This is a genomic window from Streptomyces sp. NPDC094448, from assembly GCF_044763775.1.
Lineage (GTDB): Bacteria > Actinomycetota > Actinomycetes > Streptomycetales > Streptomycetaceae > Streptomyces.
Window position 1 is genome coordinate 389,665 of sequence record NZ_JBIWGU010000001.1, and the last position, 15,026, is coordinate 404,690.

Below are 15,026 nucleotides of genomic sequence, written 5' to 3' on the forward strand. Positions count from 1 at the left end.
GTGCGGATCCCGGCCGGCCGGTGTCCGGTGTCAGACGCCTCCGCCGCAGCCTCCGCCTCCGCAGGACGAACCGCCGCCCCCGCAGGAGGAAGTGGCTCCGCCGCCGCAGGACGAACTGCCGCTCCCGCCGGACGAGCCGCCGCTCTCGCCGGACCAGGAGGGCGATGCGGGCGCTCCCCCGCAGGAGCCGCTGCCGTGGCCGTTGCCGCACCAGGCGGCCGGGGCGGTGCCGCTGCCGGGGTCCGGGGCGATCACGAGCGGTGCGAAGGCGGCCGCGGACACCATCAGGTCCCGAAGCCCTCCGTCGGTGACCGCCGAGGGCCCGCGGAGCGCCACCTGGACCCCTTGCCGGGGGTCGCGCTCCACCCGGGTGTACTCGTCGAGCGCCTGCGACCCGGCGGCGGTCAGCGTGCCCCGGGTCCACCTGGCGCAGTACCTGGTGATCACCGCACCGGGCAGGACCCAGAGAGTCACGAGGAAAAGGAACAGAGGGCCTTCCCCATGGGGACCGATGCCGAGGACGAAGGCGATGACCAAGGCGGCCGGCAGGCTCAGGAGCAGGGCCATGGTCTGGATCTCGGCCCAGCGGTGCACCGCCCGCCGGGCGGCGGACGGCGCGTTCAGCAGTCCGCGTCGGGCGAGTTCGTCACCGATCGCCTGGACCGCGGGGGAGAGCATGGCGGCCTCCCGCAGGGTGGTCAGCGCACTGTTGTCGGCCTCCCGGGCCAGGTCCAGAACGGACCGGAGCACAGCGCCCTGCGGCGCCCGGCTCTTGCGCACCACGACGATCCCGGGCGGCACCACGTCGATATGCCCCTGCCGGTGGAGTTCCGCGACGGCGGCGTCCGCGACCCGTGCGGGGCCGCCGCTGAGGAAGGCGGCCTCGTAGCGGTTGCGGACCCGCCTGCTCTTCTTCCGGCGGCGGAGCGACCGGCGCGGGCCGACCGCCGCCACCGCGACCAGCAGGGCCAGGGTGGCGGCGGCGACGGCGAATCCGGTGTACCAGGCGATGTTCATGGAGGTCACGGGCCTTTTCCCCTCTCATGGTGAAAGGTGGTGCCGGGCGTGCCGGACCGCGGCCGGTGGCGGACGGGTCCGGCGGTCCGGAGCCCGGCCCGGCGGATACCACCGGGCCGCCGCTCCGGGACGGGTCAGGCTCCGCCGCCTCCGCAGCCACCACCGCCACCGCCTCCGCAGCCTCCACCCCCGCCACCGCCGCCTCCGCAGCCACCCCCGGAACCGCCGCCGCAGCCGCCGCCGCCGCAGCCGCCGTCACCGCCCCCACCGTCGTCGGCGCTTCCGCACCAGGTCGGCACGTACGCCGCGGTCGGGGAACCACTGGTCCCGGATATCGCGTACGAGGTCAGCGGGATCGCCGCCGCGGCGAGCATCAGCTCCCGCACGGTGCGGTCGGTGATCGACTTGGGCCCGCGCATGGCCACCTTGGCCGCGGCCCGGCCGTCGACGCGGTGGCCCATGACGTACACCTTGAGCGTGCGGCGCCCCTCGGCGGTGAGCCGGCCCCGGGTCACCCGTCCGCTCCGGCCGCTGACGATGACTCCGATCACGGTCACGGGTGTCAGGAAGACCACGGCGCCCGGCTCGTCCGAGACGGTGAGGAACAGGGTGAGGCCGATGGCGAAGGGAACGGCGAGGAACAGGATCAGGAACTGGACCTTGGCCCAGAGGAACACCCTCCGGCGGGCCGCGGACGGCGGTGCCAGCAGGCCCCTGGAGTGGAGCCGGTCACCGATCCCCTGGACGGCGGGGGAGAAGGCCACCGCCTTGCGCAGGGTGGACAGGACGCTGTTCTCCGCGCTCCGGGCCAGGGCGAGGGCGGCCTCGGGGACCTCCCCGTCGGCGCCGCCGCGCAGTACCGAGACGGTGCCGGGGCGCGCCACGGCCAGATACTTCTTGTCGTGCAGATGGGCGATGACGGCGTCCGCGACGCGCAGCGGACCGCCGCGCAGGAAGGCCGCGTCGTAGACGTCGACGACTCCCGTCGTGGAGACCCGGCCGCCGTGCGGGCGGGCGCGGGTGGCGAACGCCGCACAGGCGACGGCGACGGTGAGCGCGGCGACGACGAACACCGCCACGACGCCGATGGTCTGGAGGTCCATGGAATGTCTCCCCGTTGATGAGGTCCGGGCCCGGTCGGCGGCCCGGCGCAAGGAAAGTGCATAAGAAGGGATGAGAAGGGAGGAAAGGGGCGGGTGTGGTGTGCGGGGGAGCGGAGGCCGGTGCTTTCAGGTGTACGGCTCCGGGCCCTGCCCGGGGCCGGGCCGCCGGACTCCGTTCCGGGGCGCCGCTCAGCCGCAGCCGCATCCCCCGCAGCCGCCGCACCCCCCGCCGTCGCCACCGCTGCTGCACGAACCGCCGCCGCCGCAGCTCGAAGTGCCGCGGTTGTCCTGGCTCCCGCCGCAGCTCGTCGAGGTGCCCCCGCCTCCGCACCACGACACCTGCTCCCCGGCGAGTGCCGGGCCGGCCGCGACCGCGACGAACGCCGTGGTGGCCGCGGCGACCAGCAGGGTGCGGACCGTCTTGTCCTCGACCCCGTTCAGCCCCATGATGGCGACCCGCTCCGCCGGGGTGGCCGGACGCTTGTTCTCCGAGCGGTGGAAAGAGAGCGCCCTGGCGCCGTTCCCGGTCAGCCGGGCCGCGACGTTCTGGCCCACGACGACGGCCAGGAACCAGCCCACCAGCAGCCCGGGGCCGACCCGTAGCAGGAAGAGATCGCCCATCCTGCTCCAGTCGGCGTCGCCGACGAACTCGGTGACGACGTAGGCAGCGGGTATCGCGAGCAGGAACACGATCTTCTGGATCCTGGCCCACCGGGCGAGGACCCGCAGATCCCGGCTGGGGGCGACCAACAGGCCGCTGCGCGCCAGACCGTGACCGATCCGCTGGACCGCCTCCGCACGTGCGGCCGTGTGCCGAAGGGTGTTCAGCGCACCGTTCGGCGCGCTCTCGGCGGCCTCCAGGACGGCCCGTTCCACGGGGTCGTGGGCTTCGGCGCGCTCGATGGTGACGAGGCCGGGCTCGGCGATCCTGATCCGTCCGTCGTCACTCATCGTGGCGAGCGCGGCGTCCACGGTCCGCAGCGGGCCACCGTTGAGGAACGCGGCCTGGTAGGAATCGTCGATCTTCACCTGCCGGCCGTCACCCTGCCGGTGGCGGCGGCGGGATACGACGCTCTCCACGACCAGCCAGACCGTGAGCACAGCCACGACGGCGTTCACGAGCACGGCGACGGTACCGATGGCCATGCGGTCACCTCCTGACGAGTGCGGCGCGTGCCGCACGGACGATCCGGGCCGACCGGCGCCGGGGCCGTAGCCCGGCCCGCTCCTGCCACCAGTGGGTCAGTTGTCTGCGGGCCCGCTCGTCCGCGGGCCGCCCGGCGGCCAGCAGATGCTCGGCGAAGGCCATGGCGTCGCGCCGGTATCCCGCGTGCATCGGGCGGCCCTTGGCGTAGGCGAGGAACATGCTCCGGTACTCGCGGCCCAGGATCTCCGGCAACTGCGGCGCGATCTTGGCCACCACCTGTGCCCGCTTCGCCGCCAGCGCCCGGCTCTGCACCCGCAGCCGGCGCTGGTCGAACTCCTCGGGCGCGGGCATCCCGGCCACCAGTGCCGACAGCAGCGCCGCCTGCGCGATGCCCAGCCGCTCCCGTGCGTCCGCGGGGGCCGGCGCCACGGCCCCGGGCCGGGGGCCGGGAGCGCCGGTGACCCGCCCGGCCGCAGGAGCGGACCTCAGCACCGTACGGACCGACTCCAGCTCCGCCGCCAGCTCGGCCTCCGGCGGGAAGTCGTCGTCCCGCTCCAGCAGCACCCCGGGCGGCGATATCCGGGAGGCCAGTTCGCGCAGTACGTCGAGCACGGGCCCGGACACCGGATGGGCATGGGTGTCGTGCCAGACCCCGTCGCGCTCCACCCCGCCCGCGACATGGACGTACGCGATGGCCTCGACCGGCAGTTCGTCCAGGGCCTTCGCCGGGTCCTCGCCGCGGTTCACGAAGTTGGTGTGGAGGTTGGCGACGTCGATCAGCAGGCGCACCCCGGTCCGCTCCACCAGCTCCGCCAGGAACTGCCCCTCGGTCATCTCCTCACCGGGCCAGGAGATCAGCGCCGCGATGTTCTCCAGCGCCAGCGGCACCGGCAGCCCGTCCTGCGCGATCCGCACGTTCTCGCAGAGGACGGCCAGAGCGTCCCGGGTCCGCGGCACCGGCAGCAGATGACCGGCCTCCAGCCGCGGCGACGCCGTGAGCGGACCGCCCGCCCGGACGAACGCGATGTGCTCGGTGACGAGCGGGGAGCCGAGGAACTCCGCACGCTCCGCGAGATCCGCCAGCTTCTGCTCCGACGGCCGGTCGGCGCCGCCGAGACCGAGGGAGACACCGTGCGGGACGACCGTGACGCCCCGGGCGCGCAGCCGCTCCAGCGAGGCGGGCAGATGGCCGGGGCAGATGTTCTCGGCCACCACCTCGACCCAGTCGACTCCGTCGAGGCGCTCCACGGTGTCCGCGATCTCGGGCCGCCAGCCGATGCCGGTGCCCAATATGCCGTGCCGCATGGTTCCTCCCCCTGGTCCCCTTCTCCGTACATTCTTCCGCTGTGTACGGGGGACATGGCCCCGCCGGGCGGCGGTGAATCCCGCAACAGGGACGTTCAGAGCAGGAATTGAGGTTCCGCCCCACGGGGAACGCGACCGAACCGCAATCCCCGGGTGGCCGAAGGCGTTCCCGGAGGGGCCCGGGAGGCGGCTGCGAGACGCGTTACGGAGTCGGCGGCGCCGGGCGGGCGGTGTCGATCGCGGTCGGCGGCCCGGGGCGGGGCGACGGCCGCGACGTATAGCTCAGCGCACCGGACGGCACCGCCGGGTCCGGCACGGCCGGAGCGTCCCCGTCCGGCGCGGGCGGGCCGGTGGGGCTCGCCGTCGTCCCCTCCGCCGCCTCGTGCGCGAGGGCGTCGAAATCGACCCGGCCGGTCGCCTCCAGCATGGTGATGTGGTCCAGCACGGTCTGGTTGGCGTCGGTCGCCAGTTGACGGATCAGGATGTTGCGCGTGGTGTGCCGGACCTGGGCGACCAGGCCGAACACCTTGCCGTGGGCGATGCGCAGCAGATTGGCGAACCTGCGCTCGTACTCCTCGCCGCGGGCCGCGGACAGCTCCCGCAGCCATCCCCGCTGCTGTTCGTTGGGCTGGTTCGGCAGCTCGACCCCCAGCTTCGCCGCCACGTCCCGGGCCCGGGCGTCCAGATCGGCGTGGCCGACCACCAGATGGTCGCCCGCGTCCCTGATCGCCCGGGTCGGGGCCCGCTCGACGGCCTGCTGTCCGGCGGGCAGCTCCCACAGCCCGGCGAGCCGGACCCGGACCAGGAAGTCACGGTCGGTCGCCGACAGCGGACCCCAGGGGGTGGGCACGCTGGAGGAGTCGAGCCGGTCCCGGCCGGTCCCCGAGCGGTCCGCGTACGACCACACCGGGAACAGCAGGGCCCCCACGGTGGCGACGATGCCCGCGATGATCAGAACCGTCCCGTTGATGTGCCGCACCACATCCGCCTCCCCAGCCGGTGTGCCCGTGGCCGACCACCGCGGCGGGGGATGCCGCCACCGGTTCGCTGCCGGTGAGGAATACGCAACGCGGCCTGCGCATGTTCATCACCGGACCACCACGGATCCGGTACGCGGCGGAGCGCCCCGGACCGGGAGGGCGCGCGACCGCTACGGCACGGTCCGGGGCCCCCGGGTCACCGGGTCCGGAGGGCGGGATGGTCCGCGACGACCGTGACCGAACCCGCGGGGATCTCCGTGAAACCCGCGTCCCGGACCACCGGCAGACCGGCCGCCACCAGGGCCGCGAACCGTTCCCGCGGCGCCGTGCGGACGGCGAGCGCGAAGCCGTCCGCCTCCCATGCCTTGCGCTCCGCCTCGCCCAGCTCCCACCAGGCGAGCTGGGCGCCGTGCCCGGCCTGGGCCATCGCCTTGCCCGCCGACATCTCCACATCCGGGTTGAGCCAGAGCACCGGCCGCAGCGGATCGGGGTCCGCCGGGGGCCGGGGATCGTCGAGTTCGGTGCCCGACACCTGGAGCTTCACCAGCTCCTTCGGCCAGCCGTCCAGTGGTACGGGCGGATGGACCCGCACCTCGGCCGAGGCGCCGGTCACCGTGATACCGGGCAGTGCCCCGGCCCGCCGCCACTCCGCGCCGCGCGCCCGCCGCACCACTTTGCGGATCCGGGCGTCCTGCCAGTCCCGCATCGACCGCGCCCACGCGCCGTCGCCCTGGGAGCGTTCGTCGGCGAGGATCACGAGGACCGCGCGGGCGGCCGTCTCCAGCGCGTCGGTACGGGCCGGGGGAGCGGTCTTCTCGATCCGGGCGACCAGCGGCAGCACGAACTGCCGGGCCTCGTCGCGGCCGGTGCTCTCGTGACGGAAGGGGCTGTCGGTGCTCTCCGGAGCCTCCGTGCTCTCCGGAGACTCCGTGACCGCCGGGGCCTCCGGGCTCTTCGTGCTCTTCGGGGGTTCCGGGCTTTCGGCGCCGTGGGATTCGCTGCTCACCTCGTCCAGTCTGCCAGCCCACCCGGTACCGGCGGCCCCGGGGCGGGCGGAGACTACGGCTCCGCCCCGGACCCGGCCGCCGGGCGGCCGGAACCGGGTCCGGGGCGGGCTGTTCCTCGCCGCAGGAAGCTCGTCGAAAGCCCGTGGAAAGGCCGGTGACCGGGGCAGCGGTCCGAAAATCTTGGCGGAATACGCCTATCCGGGTGAGGATGCGGCGTATGAAGAGCGAACTTTTCTCCTCCGAGAGCCTGGCCCAGCCCGCGGCGGCCCCGGGCATGACCCTCCAGAACGCCAAGTCGGTCAAGTACACCGTCAACGGTGAGATGCACGCCCGCCAGGGCTCCATGATCGCCTTCCGGGGCAATCTCCAGTTCGAGCGGAAGAGCCAGGGCCTCGGCGGCATGCTCAAGCGCGCCGTGACCGGCGAGGGCCTGCCGCTGATGGTGGTCTCGGGGCAGGGCGAGGCCTGGTTCGCCCACGAGGCCGCGAACTGTTTCATCGTGGAGATCGAGCAGGGCGACGCGCTCACCGTCAACGGCCGCAACGTCCTCTGCTTCGACCCGACCCTCTCCTACGAGATCAAGACCGTGAAGGGCGCCGGCATGACCGGCGGCGGGCTCTTCAACAGCGTCTTCACGGGCTACGGCAAGCTCGCCGTGATGTGCGAGGGCACCCCGGTCGTCATCCCCGTCTCGCCGCAGCAGCCCGTCTACGCCGATACGGACGCCGTCGTCGGCTGGAGCGCGAGCCTCCACACGTCCCTGCACCGCTCGCAGTCGGTCGGCTCGATGATCCGGGGCGGCTCCGGCGAGGCCGTTCAGCTCAAGCTCGAAGGCGAGGGCTTCGTCATCGTCCGCCCGAGCGAACTGGTACCGCAGAAGACCGGCAACTGACCTACCCGGTGGCACGGTGAGGTGCGCGGTGGCCGGTTCCCGGACCGGCCCCGGCGCCGCGCCGGAGACCGCCGCGGACGTACCCTGGCCCGTATGGACGCATCGTCGTACTGCGCGGGGGGCGGCACCGGGGGCGACCGGTCCCGACCGGAGCCCGCAGCGGACCCCGGACCGGACGGTTCGCCCCGTGCCGAGTGCATTCTCTGCCGGGAGCCCACCGAGTATCCGGAGTCGGTGAAGGGCATCACCCTCTGCCCGGTCTGCGCATGGCAGGAAGCCCAGCGCACGGCCTGCTCGGGCTGACCGGGCCGTCAGCGCCCGGCGCGCATCAGCTCCGACACCTGCACCATCCGGTAGCCGCGCTTCCGCAGCTCGGGCACGATCTTCCGGATCGCCGCCTCCGTCGTCGGGGCCGCGCTGCGCGTGCAGTGGAGCACCACCACCGACCCCGGGCGCACCCCTTCCAGCACCTGCTCGGCGACCGCGTCCGGATCCGTCGCGAAGGCGTCGCCGCCGACCACGTCCCACTGCACCGCCGTCACACCGGCCGGTCCGAGCGCCCGCAGGGCCGCATCGTCGTAGCAGCCGCCGGGGAAGCGGAAGTACGGCACCACCCGGCGGACGCCCGCCGTCCGGAACGCCGCGAAGGCCCGGTCCACATCGGTCTTCATATCCCCTGCGGCCAGCACGGGCAGCCCGTAGCAGGGCTCCTTGAAGGCATGGTGGCTGTAGGAGTGGTTGGCCACCTCGAAGAGGGGGTCGTTGCCGATCGCCTTCGCCTGGTCCGGGTACTCCTCCGCCCAGCGGCCCGTCATAAAGACCGTCGAGGGGACCGAGAGCGTACGCAGGGTGTCGATGAGCGCCGGATGGTCGAAGCGTTCGCCGCGGGCGGCCCTCGGCCCCTGATCGGCGGTCATATCCGCATCGAAGGTGAGGGCGACCGTCTTCGCCGACCGGTCGGCGGGCACCGCGGACCGGGAGAAGACGGGAGCCGCCCCGCCCGGTCCGGGGGCGAGGGTCGGCGCCGCCGCCCCGGACGGCGCACCGGCCTTCGTCCGCACCGGGGCCGGGCCCGCCGGAGCGCCCTGCTCTCCGGCGCAGCCCACGAGAACGGCACCGGCCATCGCAACAGCCGCGAACCAACGCACTCTGATCATCACAAAAGGGAACTTAAGTGATGATCGTGGCAAGGGGTGGCCGTATCGCCGCTGTGTCGGGATCCCGGTCGGGCCGTCCACCCGAGCGGGTGCGCGCTCCGAAGGCCCCGTCCGGACGACGTCCGGCCGGAGGGCGTCCCTCCCCCCGGCCGGACGGGCTCACCGGCCCTTGCGGGCGGCTCCCCGCACGCCTGCCCCGCCCTCGGGCGGCCATGCGCGGCGTGCGGGGGTGCGCCGGGGCGTCCCGTGCGGGCTACGCGCCCCGGGGCGGGTCAGTCGTGCCAGGGGCCCGTGATCGCGAACGTCGTGCCGGGGCGGTAGCAGTTGACGTACATCGTCTCGCCGTCCGGGGAGAACACGACGCCCGCGAACTCACCCCAGTCGGGCAGCTCCGGGGTGCCGATGTTCTGCCGGTTCCGGGCCATCTCGTAGATCTCGCCGCGGCGCGACACGCCGTAGACGTGCTGTGCGCCGTCGCCGTCCTCGCACAGCATCAGATTGCCGCCGGGGGCGAGGCAGATATTGTCCGGGGACTCGCCGGGCGTCTGGATATCGGTATTCGGGCCGAAGATCACCACCAGAGTGACCCTGCGGCGGTCCGGCTCGTACTTCCACACCTGGCCGAAGTGGTCGGCCGCGGCGCCCTGGCGGGTGCGGGCATAGCTGGAGACGAAGTACACCGAGCGCCCGCCCCACCAGGCGCCCTCCAGTTTCTGGGCGCGGGTGATGCCCTTGGGGCCGTAGTCCTGGGAGCGTACGGAGGTCTGCACCGCCTGGCTGTCGGGCACCGGTACCCACTCGACCCGGTCGAACGACGTCCCGGGTTCGGTGACCGCGGAGAGGTCGGGTACGCCCGGTACCCGCATGGCCTCCAGTTCGCCGCCCGCGTGCAGCGACCCACGGCCGCCGAGGGGGCGTTCGGGGAGGAAGCGGTAGAAGAGGCCGAAGGGGTTGCGGGCGTCCTCGGTCTCGTAGACGATCCCGGTCCGCGGGTCGACCGCGACCGCCTCGTGGTCGAACCGGCCCATCGCGGTCAGCGGTACGGCGCCGGATCTGAACGGGTCGGCGCCGTCGACCTCGAAGACGAAGCCGTGGTCCTTGGTGTAGCCGTTGGTCCCGGCGCGGCTCTCGTCCTCCTCGCAGGTCAGCCAGGTGCCCCAGGGGCTGGGCCCGCCCGCGCAGTTCACCGCGGTGCCGGCGATGGCGACCCGCTCGGAGAGCACATCGCCGTCGCGGTCCAGCTCCAGGACCGTACAGCCGCCGGTCGCCGCGGGGTCGTAGGTCAGACCGGGCACGGTGGGGACGGGCAGCGGGTCGGTGGGGTCGTTCTCGTGGTTGCGGACCAGATGGACCCGGCCGTGGCGGCCCCGGAACGCGGCCATACCGTCGTGGTTGCCGGGGACCAGGCCCTCCCCGGAGCGCAGCGGTTCGCCCTCCCGGGACAGCACCCGGTAGCGGAACCCGGCGGGCAGGTCGAGCAGTCCGGCCGGATCGGGGACGAGTGGACCGTAGCCGCCGCGCCCGTGGGCGGCGGCCGTGCTCGCGAAGAGTTCGGAGAGGGCTCCGGCGAAGGCGACGGAGGCGCCCAGTGCGCCCGTACGGGCGAGGACGCTGCGGCGGGTGCTTTCCGGCATGGGGCAACTCCCTGTGGGGACAGAGAAATGACAGACGGAGGGGGCGGTGCGGGGATGGTGCGGGGGGTGATGTGGGCCACAAAAAAGTGACCCGCACGTGTGTAGCACGCACCTGGTGGGCGCGTGAACCGTGCGGGTCACTGAGACGACTGTGTCGTCTGAAACTGTACGTACGCCGGAGGGACTTCGGCCGTTTCCTCCGGCGGTGGTGCCGGGCCGGTCAGACCAGTTCGGCGGTGAGGGTGATGGTCGTGCCGGTGAGGGCCTGGCTGACCGGGCAGTTCTTCTTGGCGCCCTCGGCCGCCTCGGCGAAGGCGGCGGCGTCGATGCCGGGGACCTCGCCGCGGACCGTCAGATGGATGCCGGTGATGCCCTCACCGGGCTGGAACGTGACGTCCGCCTTGGTCTCCAGCCGGGTGGGCGGGGTGCCCGCGCCGGCCAGACCGTGCGAGAGCGCCATCGAGAAGCAGCTGGAGTGGGCCGCCGCGATCAGCTCTTCCGGGCTGGTCTTGCCGTTGGCCTGCTCGGCGCGGGAGGGCCAGGAGACCGGCTGGGTGCCGATGCCGGACGAGTCGAAGGTGACGTTGCCCGAACCCTGGAGGAGGTTGCCCTCCCAGACCGTGTGCGCCGTGCGAGTCGTGGCCATGCTGTGGAATCCCTTCTGGTGGAAAGCTGGTTGCGCCTCGAACCTACTGGTCGGGGGCCGGACCCGGGAAACCCGGCGGGATCCCGCCCGGCCGGTTTCCCCGGTTCAGGCGGCGCCGCCGGTGTTCCCGAGGGCCTTGGCGTCCCGGGCCAGTGCGGTGAGGCGGGAGATCGCACGGTAGTACTTCTTGCGGTAGCCGCCGCGCAGCATGTCCTCGCCGAAGAGCCGGTCGAAGGGGACCCCGGAGGCGATCACCGGGATCTCGGCGTCGTACAGCCGGTCGGCGAGCACCACCAGACGCAGCGCCGTCGACTGGTCCGGTACGGGCGCGACCCCGGTGAGGCAGACCACCTCGATGCCTTCGATCAGTGCCCCGTAACGGCTGGGGTGCACCTGGGAGAGGTGGCCGAGCAGATGGGGGAAGTGGTCCAGGGAGGCGCCGGACGTGGTCCGCGCGGTCTTGGCGACGACTTCGTCGGCGTACGGCGGCGGGGCCTCGGGCAGCCCCCGGTGGCGGTAGTCCTCGCCGTCGATGCGCAGCGGCTGGAAGTGCGCGGACAGCCCCTGGATCTCACGGAGGAAGTCGGCGGCGGCGAACCGGCCCTCGCCCAGCTTTCCGGGCAGGGTGTTGGAGGTGGCGGCCAGCGAGACACCGGCCTCGACCAGCTTCGACAGCAGCGACGACACCAGGACCGTATCGCCCGGGTCGTCCAGTTCGAACTCGTCGATGCAGAGCAGCCGGTAGCCGCCGAGGACGCGGACGGTCTCCCGGAAGCCGAGCGCGCCGACCAGATTGGTCAGTTCCACGAAGGTCCCGAAGGCCTTCTGGCGGGCCGGCACGGGCGCGGCGTGCCAGACGGAGGCCAGCAGATGGGTTTTGCCGACGCCGTAACCGCCGTCGAGATAGACACCGCGCGGTCCGGTGGGCGCGGCGGGCTTGCGGGAGAACCAGCTCCGGATGCCGCCGGGGTCCCGGCGCTCCGCGCCGACCCCGGCGGCGAAGGCCGCCAGCCGGGTCACCGCGTCCGCCTGGCTGGGGTGGTTGGGATCCGGGATGTAGGTGCCGAAGCGGACCCCTTCGAAGCGCCACGGCGGCTCCAGCTCGTCCACCAGTCTCTCGACGGAGACCTGTGGCCGGCGCTCGCACAGGGAGTGAGGCGGGCCGGGGTCTATGGGGCTGCTGGTGGCACGAGTCGACACAGTTCCCCACTGTAAGCGCCGTGCGAGACTGCAGAACATGCGACGCCTGCTCCCTGTGACCGATCAGACAGCCGATGACGACCGAGAGTGGTCGCTGGAGGAGCTGGCCGAGTGCTACGCCTACCCGGAGCCGGGGGAGCGGAGCGGGGCGCCGGGGGCGTGGCTGCGCGGGAACATGGTGTCGTCGCTGGACGGCGCGGCCCACCACGACGGTGCCTCGCAGCCGCTGTCAGGACCGGCCGATATGCGGATCTTCGGGGTGCTGAGGGCGCTCTGCGACGTGGTGATCGCCGGTGCGGAGACGGTCCGCCGGGAGGGCTACCGGCCGGCCAGGGCCCGCGAGGCCTTCGCGGCGCGGCGGGCGGCCGCCGGACAGGCCCCGGCCCCCGCGATCGCGGTGGTCAGCGCCTCCCTGGAGCTGGACTGGACGGCCCCGCTGTTCACCGAGCCGCTGGTGCCGACGCTGATCCTGACGGGCGCGGGGGCGCCCGCCGAGCGGGTCCGGGCGGCCCGGCTGGCGGGCGCGGACGTCGTGGTGGCCGGGGACGGGCCCGGGGTGGACCCGGCGGCGGCCGTGGCAGCGCTGGCCGGCCGGGGGCTGACGCGCCAGCTCACCGAGGGCGGACCGAGGCTGCTGGGCCGGTTCGTGGCGGCCGGGGTGCTGGACGAGCTGTGTCTGACGGTGGCGCCGGTCCTCACGGCGGGGGACGCCCAGCGGATCACGAACGGCCCGGGAACAGCCGTACCCGAACGGTTCGCACTGGTGTCCGTACTGGAAGAGGCGGGCTTCCTTTTCACCCGATACCGGCGCATCTGACAATCAGCGGAATTTCCCGTTCCGGTTAGCTTCGGCTGGGCAGACTTACTCCCACAGACCCCGTGCGGTCACGGGGAAGGATGGTTTCCGCAGAAGGGCTCCTGAACGTGTTCACAAGCGTACTGATGATCGAGCAGCCCCTGACGTCCGCCGATGTGGATTTTGTGACTACCCTCCACGGGGACGAGGGCATCTCGTTCGTCGTGCTGATGCAGCCGCGCGGTGCCCAGGCCGACGTACTGCTGCGGGCCATCGACGATGTGGCCCTCGGCGAGCTGAAGGACGCCGTCCACGAGGGCGGAGAACCCGAGGGGAAGGACTCGCTAGCCCCGGCGGAGCTGGCCCTGGAACACTCCCTGCGGGCCCTGCGCGCGGCCGGCTCCGAGGCCGTGGGGCAGGTCGTCGAGAAGCATCCGCTCGACGTGCTGAAGACCGTCGTCGCGGATTCCAACGCCGACGAGGTCATCGTCCTGACCGAACCGCACTATGTGGAGGAGTTCTTCCACCGGGACTGGGCCTCCCGGGCACGCCACAAGGTCGGCGTCCCGGTGCTCAAGCTCTTCGCGCACAACGAATAGGGTGGTGGCCCGGCCGGAACAGCGACCGGCCGGGCGACCCCGTAAGGAAGGCAGAACACGCATGGCAGCCGCCATCCCCACCGCCATGGAACAGCCCCACTTCATCGGCATCGGCGGTGCCGGGATGTCCGGCATCGCCAAGATCCTCGCCAGCCGTGGGGCGAAGGTGGCGGGCAGCGACGCCAAGGAGTCGCCCACGGCGGACGCCCTGCGGACCCTCGGGGCCACCGTCCACATCGGCCACCGGGCCGGGCATCTGGCCTCCGGCGCCAGCTGCGTCGTCGTCTCCAGCGCCATCCGCGCCGACAACCCCGAGCTGCTGCGCGCCGCCGAACGGTCCGTGCCGGTCGTCCACCGCTCCGACGCGCTGGCCTCCCTGATGGACGGGCTGCGCCCGATCGCGGTCGCCGGCACCCACGGCAAGACCACCACCACATCCATGCTGGCCGTCGCCCTCACCGAGCTGGGGCTCGACCCGTCGTACGCCATCGGCGGCGATCTCGCGGGCCCCGGCACCAACGCCCGGCACGGCGAGGGCGAGATCTTCGTCGCCGAGGCCGACGAGAGCGACCGCAGCTTCCACAAGTACGCCCCCGAGGTCGCGATCGTCCTCAACGTGGAGCTGGACCACCACGCGAACTACGCCTCCCTCGACGAGATCCACGAGTCCTTCGAGACCTTCGCCGGACGGATCGTCCCCGGCGGCACGCTGGTGGTCTTCGCCGACCAGGACGGCGCCGTCGAACTGGCCCGGCGGGTCCGTGGCCGGGACGGGCTCAGGGTGGTCACGTACGGCGAGTCCGCGTCCGCCGACGTCCGGGTGGTACGGATCGTCCCCGCGGGCCTGACCAGCTCGGTCACCGTCGTCCTCGACGGCCGCGAGCTGACCTTCACGGTTTCGGTGCCCGGCCGCCACTACGCGCTCAACGCCGTCGCCGCGCTCGCCGCGGGCGCCGCCCTCGGTGTCCCGGCCGACGCGCTGGCCGGGGCCATCGGCGCCTATACCGGTGTGGGGCGCCGCCTCCAGCTCAAGGGCGAGGCGGCCGGGGTGCGGGTCATCGACTCCTACGCACACCATCCGACCGAGATGACCGCCGATCTGGAGGCGATGCGGGGCGCCGCCGCGGGCTCCCGGCTGCTGGTCGTCTTCCAGCCGCATCTGTTCTCCCGCACCCAGGAGCTGGGCAAGGAGATGGGCGAGGCGCTGGCCCTTGCCGACGCCTCCCTGGTCCTCGACATCTATCCGGCCCGGGAGGACCCGATCCCCGGGATCACCAGTGCCCTGATCGTCGACGCCGGGCGGTCCGCGGGCGCCGAGGTCACCCCGGTCCACGACCGGGAGACCGTGGCCGCCGCCGTCGCGGGAATGGCCGGACCCGGTGACCTCGTTCTCACCATGGGCGCCGGAGACGTGACCGACCTCGGTCCGGTGATCCTGGACCGTCTCTCCGCCCGGACTCCGTCCCGCTGAAGCAGCCGTACGGACACAGTCGGACCGGCGGAGTCCAACCGAGGAAGAAGCAGACCCGAGGAGGCGGTTCCC

General features: G+C 73.0%; 15 protein-coding genes. 5 read left to right on the forward strand and 10 right to left on the reverse strand.

The annotated features are described in order from the left end of the window. Positions 1–30 precede the first annotated feature (30 nt). From ACIQ9E_RS01510 to ACIQ9E_RS01535, 6 genes are all read right to left on the reverse strand, one after another. Positions 31–1,017, reverse strand: coding sequence for a TIGR04222 domain-containing membrane protein (locus ACIQ9E_RS01510; protein WP_403701276.1), 987 nt, complete (start codon positions 1,015–1,017; stop codon positions 31–33). 134 nt (positions 1,018–1,151) lie between these two features. After that, the gene (locus tag ACIQ9E_RS01515) at positions 1,152–2,120 is read right to left on the reverse strand and encodes a TIGR04222 domain-containing membrane protein (RefSeq protein ID WP_403700202.1); all 969 of its coding nucleotides are present in this window, start codon (positions 2,118–2,120) and stop codon (positions 1,152–1,154) included. A 189-nt stretch (positions 2,121–2,309) separates the two neighbouring features. After that, the gene (locus tag ACIQ9E_RS01520) at positions 2,310–3,266 is read right to left on the reverse strand and encodes a TIGR04222 domain-containing membrane protein (RefSeq protein WP_403700204.1); all 957 of its coding nucleotides are present in this window, start codon (positions 3,264–3,266) and stop codon (positions 2,310–2,312) included. Between the two features lie 4 nt (positions 3,267–3,270). Then, positions 3,271–4,572 carry a DUF692 domain-containing protein gene (locus ACIQ9E_RS01525; RefSeq protein ID WP_403700207.1) on the reverse strand — a complete coding sequence of 434 codons (1,302 nt, stop codon included), beginning with the start codon at positions 4,570–4,572 and terminating at the stop codon, positions 3,271–3,273. A 202-nt stretch (positions 4,573–4,774) separates the two neighbouring features. After that, positions 4,775–5,551: a DUF4142 domain-containing protein gene (locus ACIQ9E_RS01530; RefSeq protein WP_403701280.1), complete on the reverse strand. Its 777-nt coding sequence runs from the start codon at positions 5,549–5,551 to the stop codon at positions 4,775–4,777. Positions 5,552–5,748: 197 nt separating this feature from the next. Further along, positions 5,749–6,558, reverse strand: a complete 810-nt coding sequence (locus ACIQ9E_RS01535; RefSeq protein ID WP_403700209.1) for an aminoacyl-tRNA hydrolase — start codon at positions 6,556–6,558, stop codon at positions 5,749–5,751. A 218-nt stretch (positions 6,559–6,776) separates the two neighbouring features. Between ACIQ9E_RS01535 and ACIQ9E_RS01540 the strand changes: the two genes are divergently transcribed. Further along, positions 6,777–7,451, forward strand: coding sequence for an AIM24 family protein (locus ACIQ9E_RS01540; protein ID WP_403700212.1), 675 nt, complete (start codon positions 6,777–6,779; stop codon positions 7,449–7,451). 93 nt (positions 7,452–7,544) lie between these two features. Next, entirely contained in the window at positions 7,545–7,754 is a 210-nt protein-coding gene (locus tag ACIQ9E_RS01545) for a hypothetical protein (RefSeq protein WP_403700215.1), read from the forward strand. An 8-nt stretch (positions 7,755–7,762) separates the two neighbouring features. Here the strand turns inward: ACIQ9E_RS01545 and ACIQ9E_RS01550 are convergent, their stop codons facing one another. The 4 genes from ACIQ9E_RS01550 to zapE all read right to left on the reverse strand — a co-directional run bounded on the left by ACIQ9E_RS01550 (position 7,763) and on the right by zapE (position 12,127). Then, positions 7,763–8,608, reverse strand: a complete 846-nt coding sequence (locus tag ACIQ9E_RS01550; RefSeq protein ID WP_403700218.1) for a polysaccharide deacetylase family protein — start codon at positions 8,606–8,608, stop codon at positions 7,763–7,765. 272 nt (positions 8,609–8,880) lie between these two features. Continuing rightward, a complete protein-coding gene (locus ACIQ9E_RS01555; RefSeq protein WP_403700221.1) occupies positions 8,881–10,242 on the reverse strand; it encodes an alkaline phosphatase PhoX in 1,362 nt (453 codons plus the stop codon). Positions 10,243–10,462: 220 nt separating this feature from the next. Continuing rightward, entirely contained in the window at positions 10,463–10,888 is a 426-nt protein-coding gene (locus ACIQ9E_RS01560) for an OsmC family protein (RefSeq protein WP_403700223.1), read from the reverse strand. 105 nt (positions 10,889–10,993) lie between these two features. Further along, positions 10,994–12,127, reverse strand: coding sequence for a cell division protein ZapE (gene zapE, locus ACIQ9E_RS01565; RefSeq protein WP_403700226.1), 1,134 nt, complete (start codon positions 12,125–12,127; stop codon positions 10,994–10,996). Here zapE and ACIQ9E_RS01570 point away from each other — a divergent pair. The 3 genes from ACIQ9E_RS01570 to murC all read left to right on the forward strand — a co-directional run bounded on the left by ACIQ9E_RS01570 (position 12,126) and on the right by murC (position 14,954). Beyond that, positions 12,126–12,905: a pyrimidine reductase family protein gene (locus ACIQ9E_RS01570; RefSeq protein WP_403700229.1), complete on the forward strand. Its 780-nt coding sequence runs from the start codon at positions 12,126–12,128 to the stop codon at positions 12,903–12,905. The genes zapE and ACIQ9E_RS01570 overlap by 2 nt on opposite strands. Positions 12,906–13,012: 107 nt before the next feature. After that, entirely contained in the window at positions 13,013–13,483 is a 471-nt protein-coding gene (locus ACIQ9E_RS01575; protein ID WP_403700232.1) for an indole-3-glycerol phosphate synthase, read from the forward strand. Positions 13,484–13,544: 61 nt separating this feature from the next. Further along, on the forward strand, positions 13,545–14,954 hold the full coding sequence (murC, locus tag ACIQ9E_RS01580; RefSeq protein WP_403700235.1) for a UDP-N-acetylmuramate--L-alanine ligase: 1,410 nt from the start codon (positions 13,545–13,547) through the stop codon (positions 14,952–14,954). The last annotated feature ends 72 nt before the right edge of the window (positions 14,955–15,026 follow it).

Bases quoted from the DNA above. Each gene is read 5' to 3' on its own strand.
- ACIQ9E_RS01510 (WP_403701276.1), bottom strand. From the start codon at position 1,017: ATGAACATCGCCTGGTACACCGGATTCGCCGTCGCCGCCGCCACCCTG.
- ACIQ9E_RS01515 (WP_403700202.1), bottom strand. From the start codon at position 2,120: ATGGACCTCCAGACCATCGGCGTCGTGGCGGTGTTCGTCGTCGCCGCG.
- ACIQ9E_RS01520 (WP_403700204.1), bottom strand. From the start codon at position 3,266: ATGGCCATCGGTACCGTCGCCGTGCTCGTGAACGCCGTCGTGGCTGTG.
- ACIQ9E_RS01525 (WP_403700207.1), bottom strand. From the start codon at position 4,572: ATGCGGCACGGCATATTGGGCACCGGCATCGGCTGGCGGCCCGAGATC.
- ACIQ9E_RS01540 (WP_403700212.1), top strand. From the start codon at position 6,777: ATGAAGAGCGAACTTTTCTCCTCCGAGAGCCTGGCCCAGCCCGCGGCG.
- ACIQ9E_RS01545 (WP_403700215.1), top strand. From the start codon at position 7,545: ATGGACGCATCGTCGTACTGCGCGGGGGGCGGCACCGGGGGCGACCGG.
- ACIQ9E_RS01550 (WP_403700218.1), bottom strand. From the start codon at position 8,608: ATGATCAGAGTGCGTTGGTTCGCGGCTGTTGCGATGGCCGGTGCCGTT.
- ACIQ9E_RS01555 (WP_403700221.1), bottom strand. From the start codon at position 10,242: ATGCCGGAAAGCACCCGCCGCAGCGTCCTCGCCCGTACGGGCGCACTG.
- ACIQ9E_RS01560 (WP_403700223.1), bottom strand. From the start codon at position 10,888: ATGGCCACGACTCGCACGGCGCACACGGTCTGGGAGGGCAACCTCCTC.
- ACIQ9E_RS01570 (WP_403700229.1), top strand. From the start codon at position 12,126: ATGCGACGCCTGCTCCCTGTGACCGATCAGACAGCCGATGACGACCGA.
- zapE (WP_403700226.1), bottom strand. From the start codon at position 12,127: ATGTTCTGCAGTCTCGCACGGCGCTTACAGTGGGGAACTGTGTCGACT.
- murC (WP_403700235.1), top strand. From the start codon at position 13,545: ATGGCAGCCGCCATCCCCACCGCCATGGAACAGCCCCACTTCATCGGC.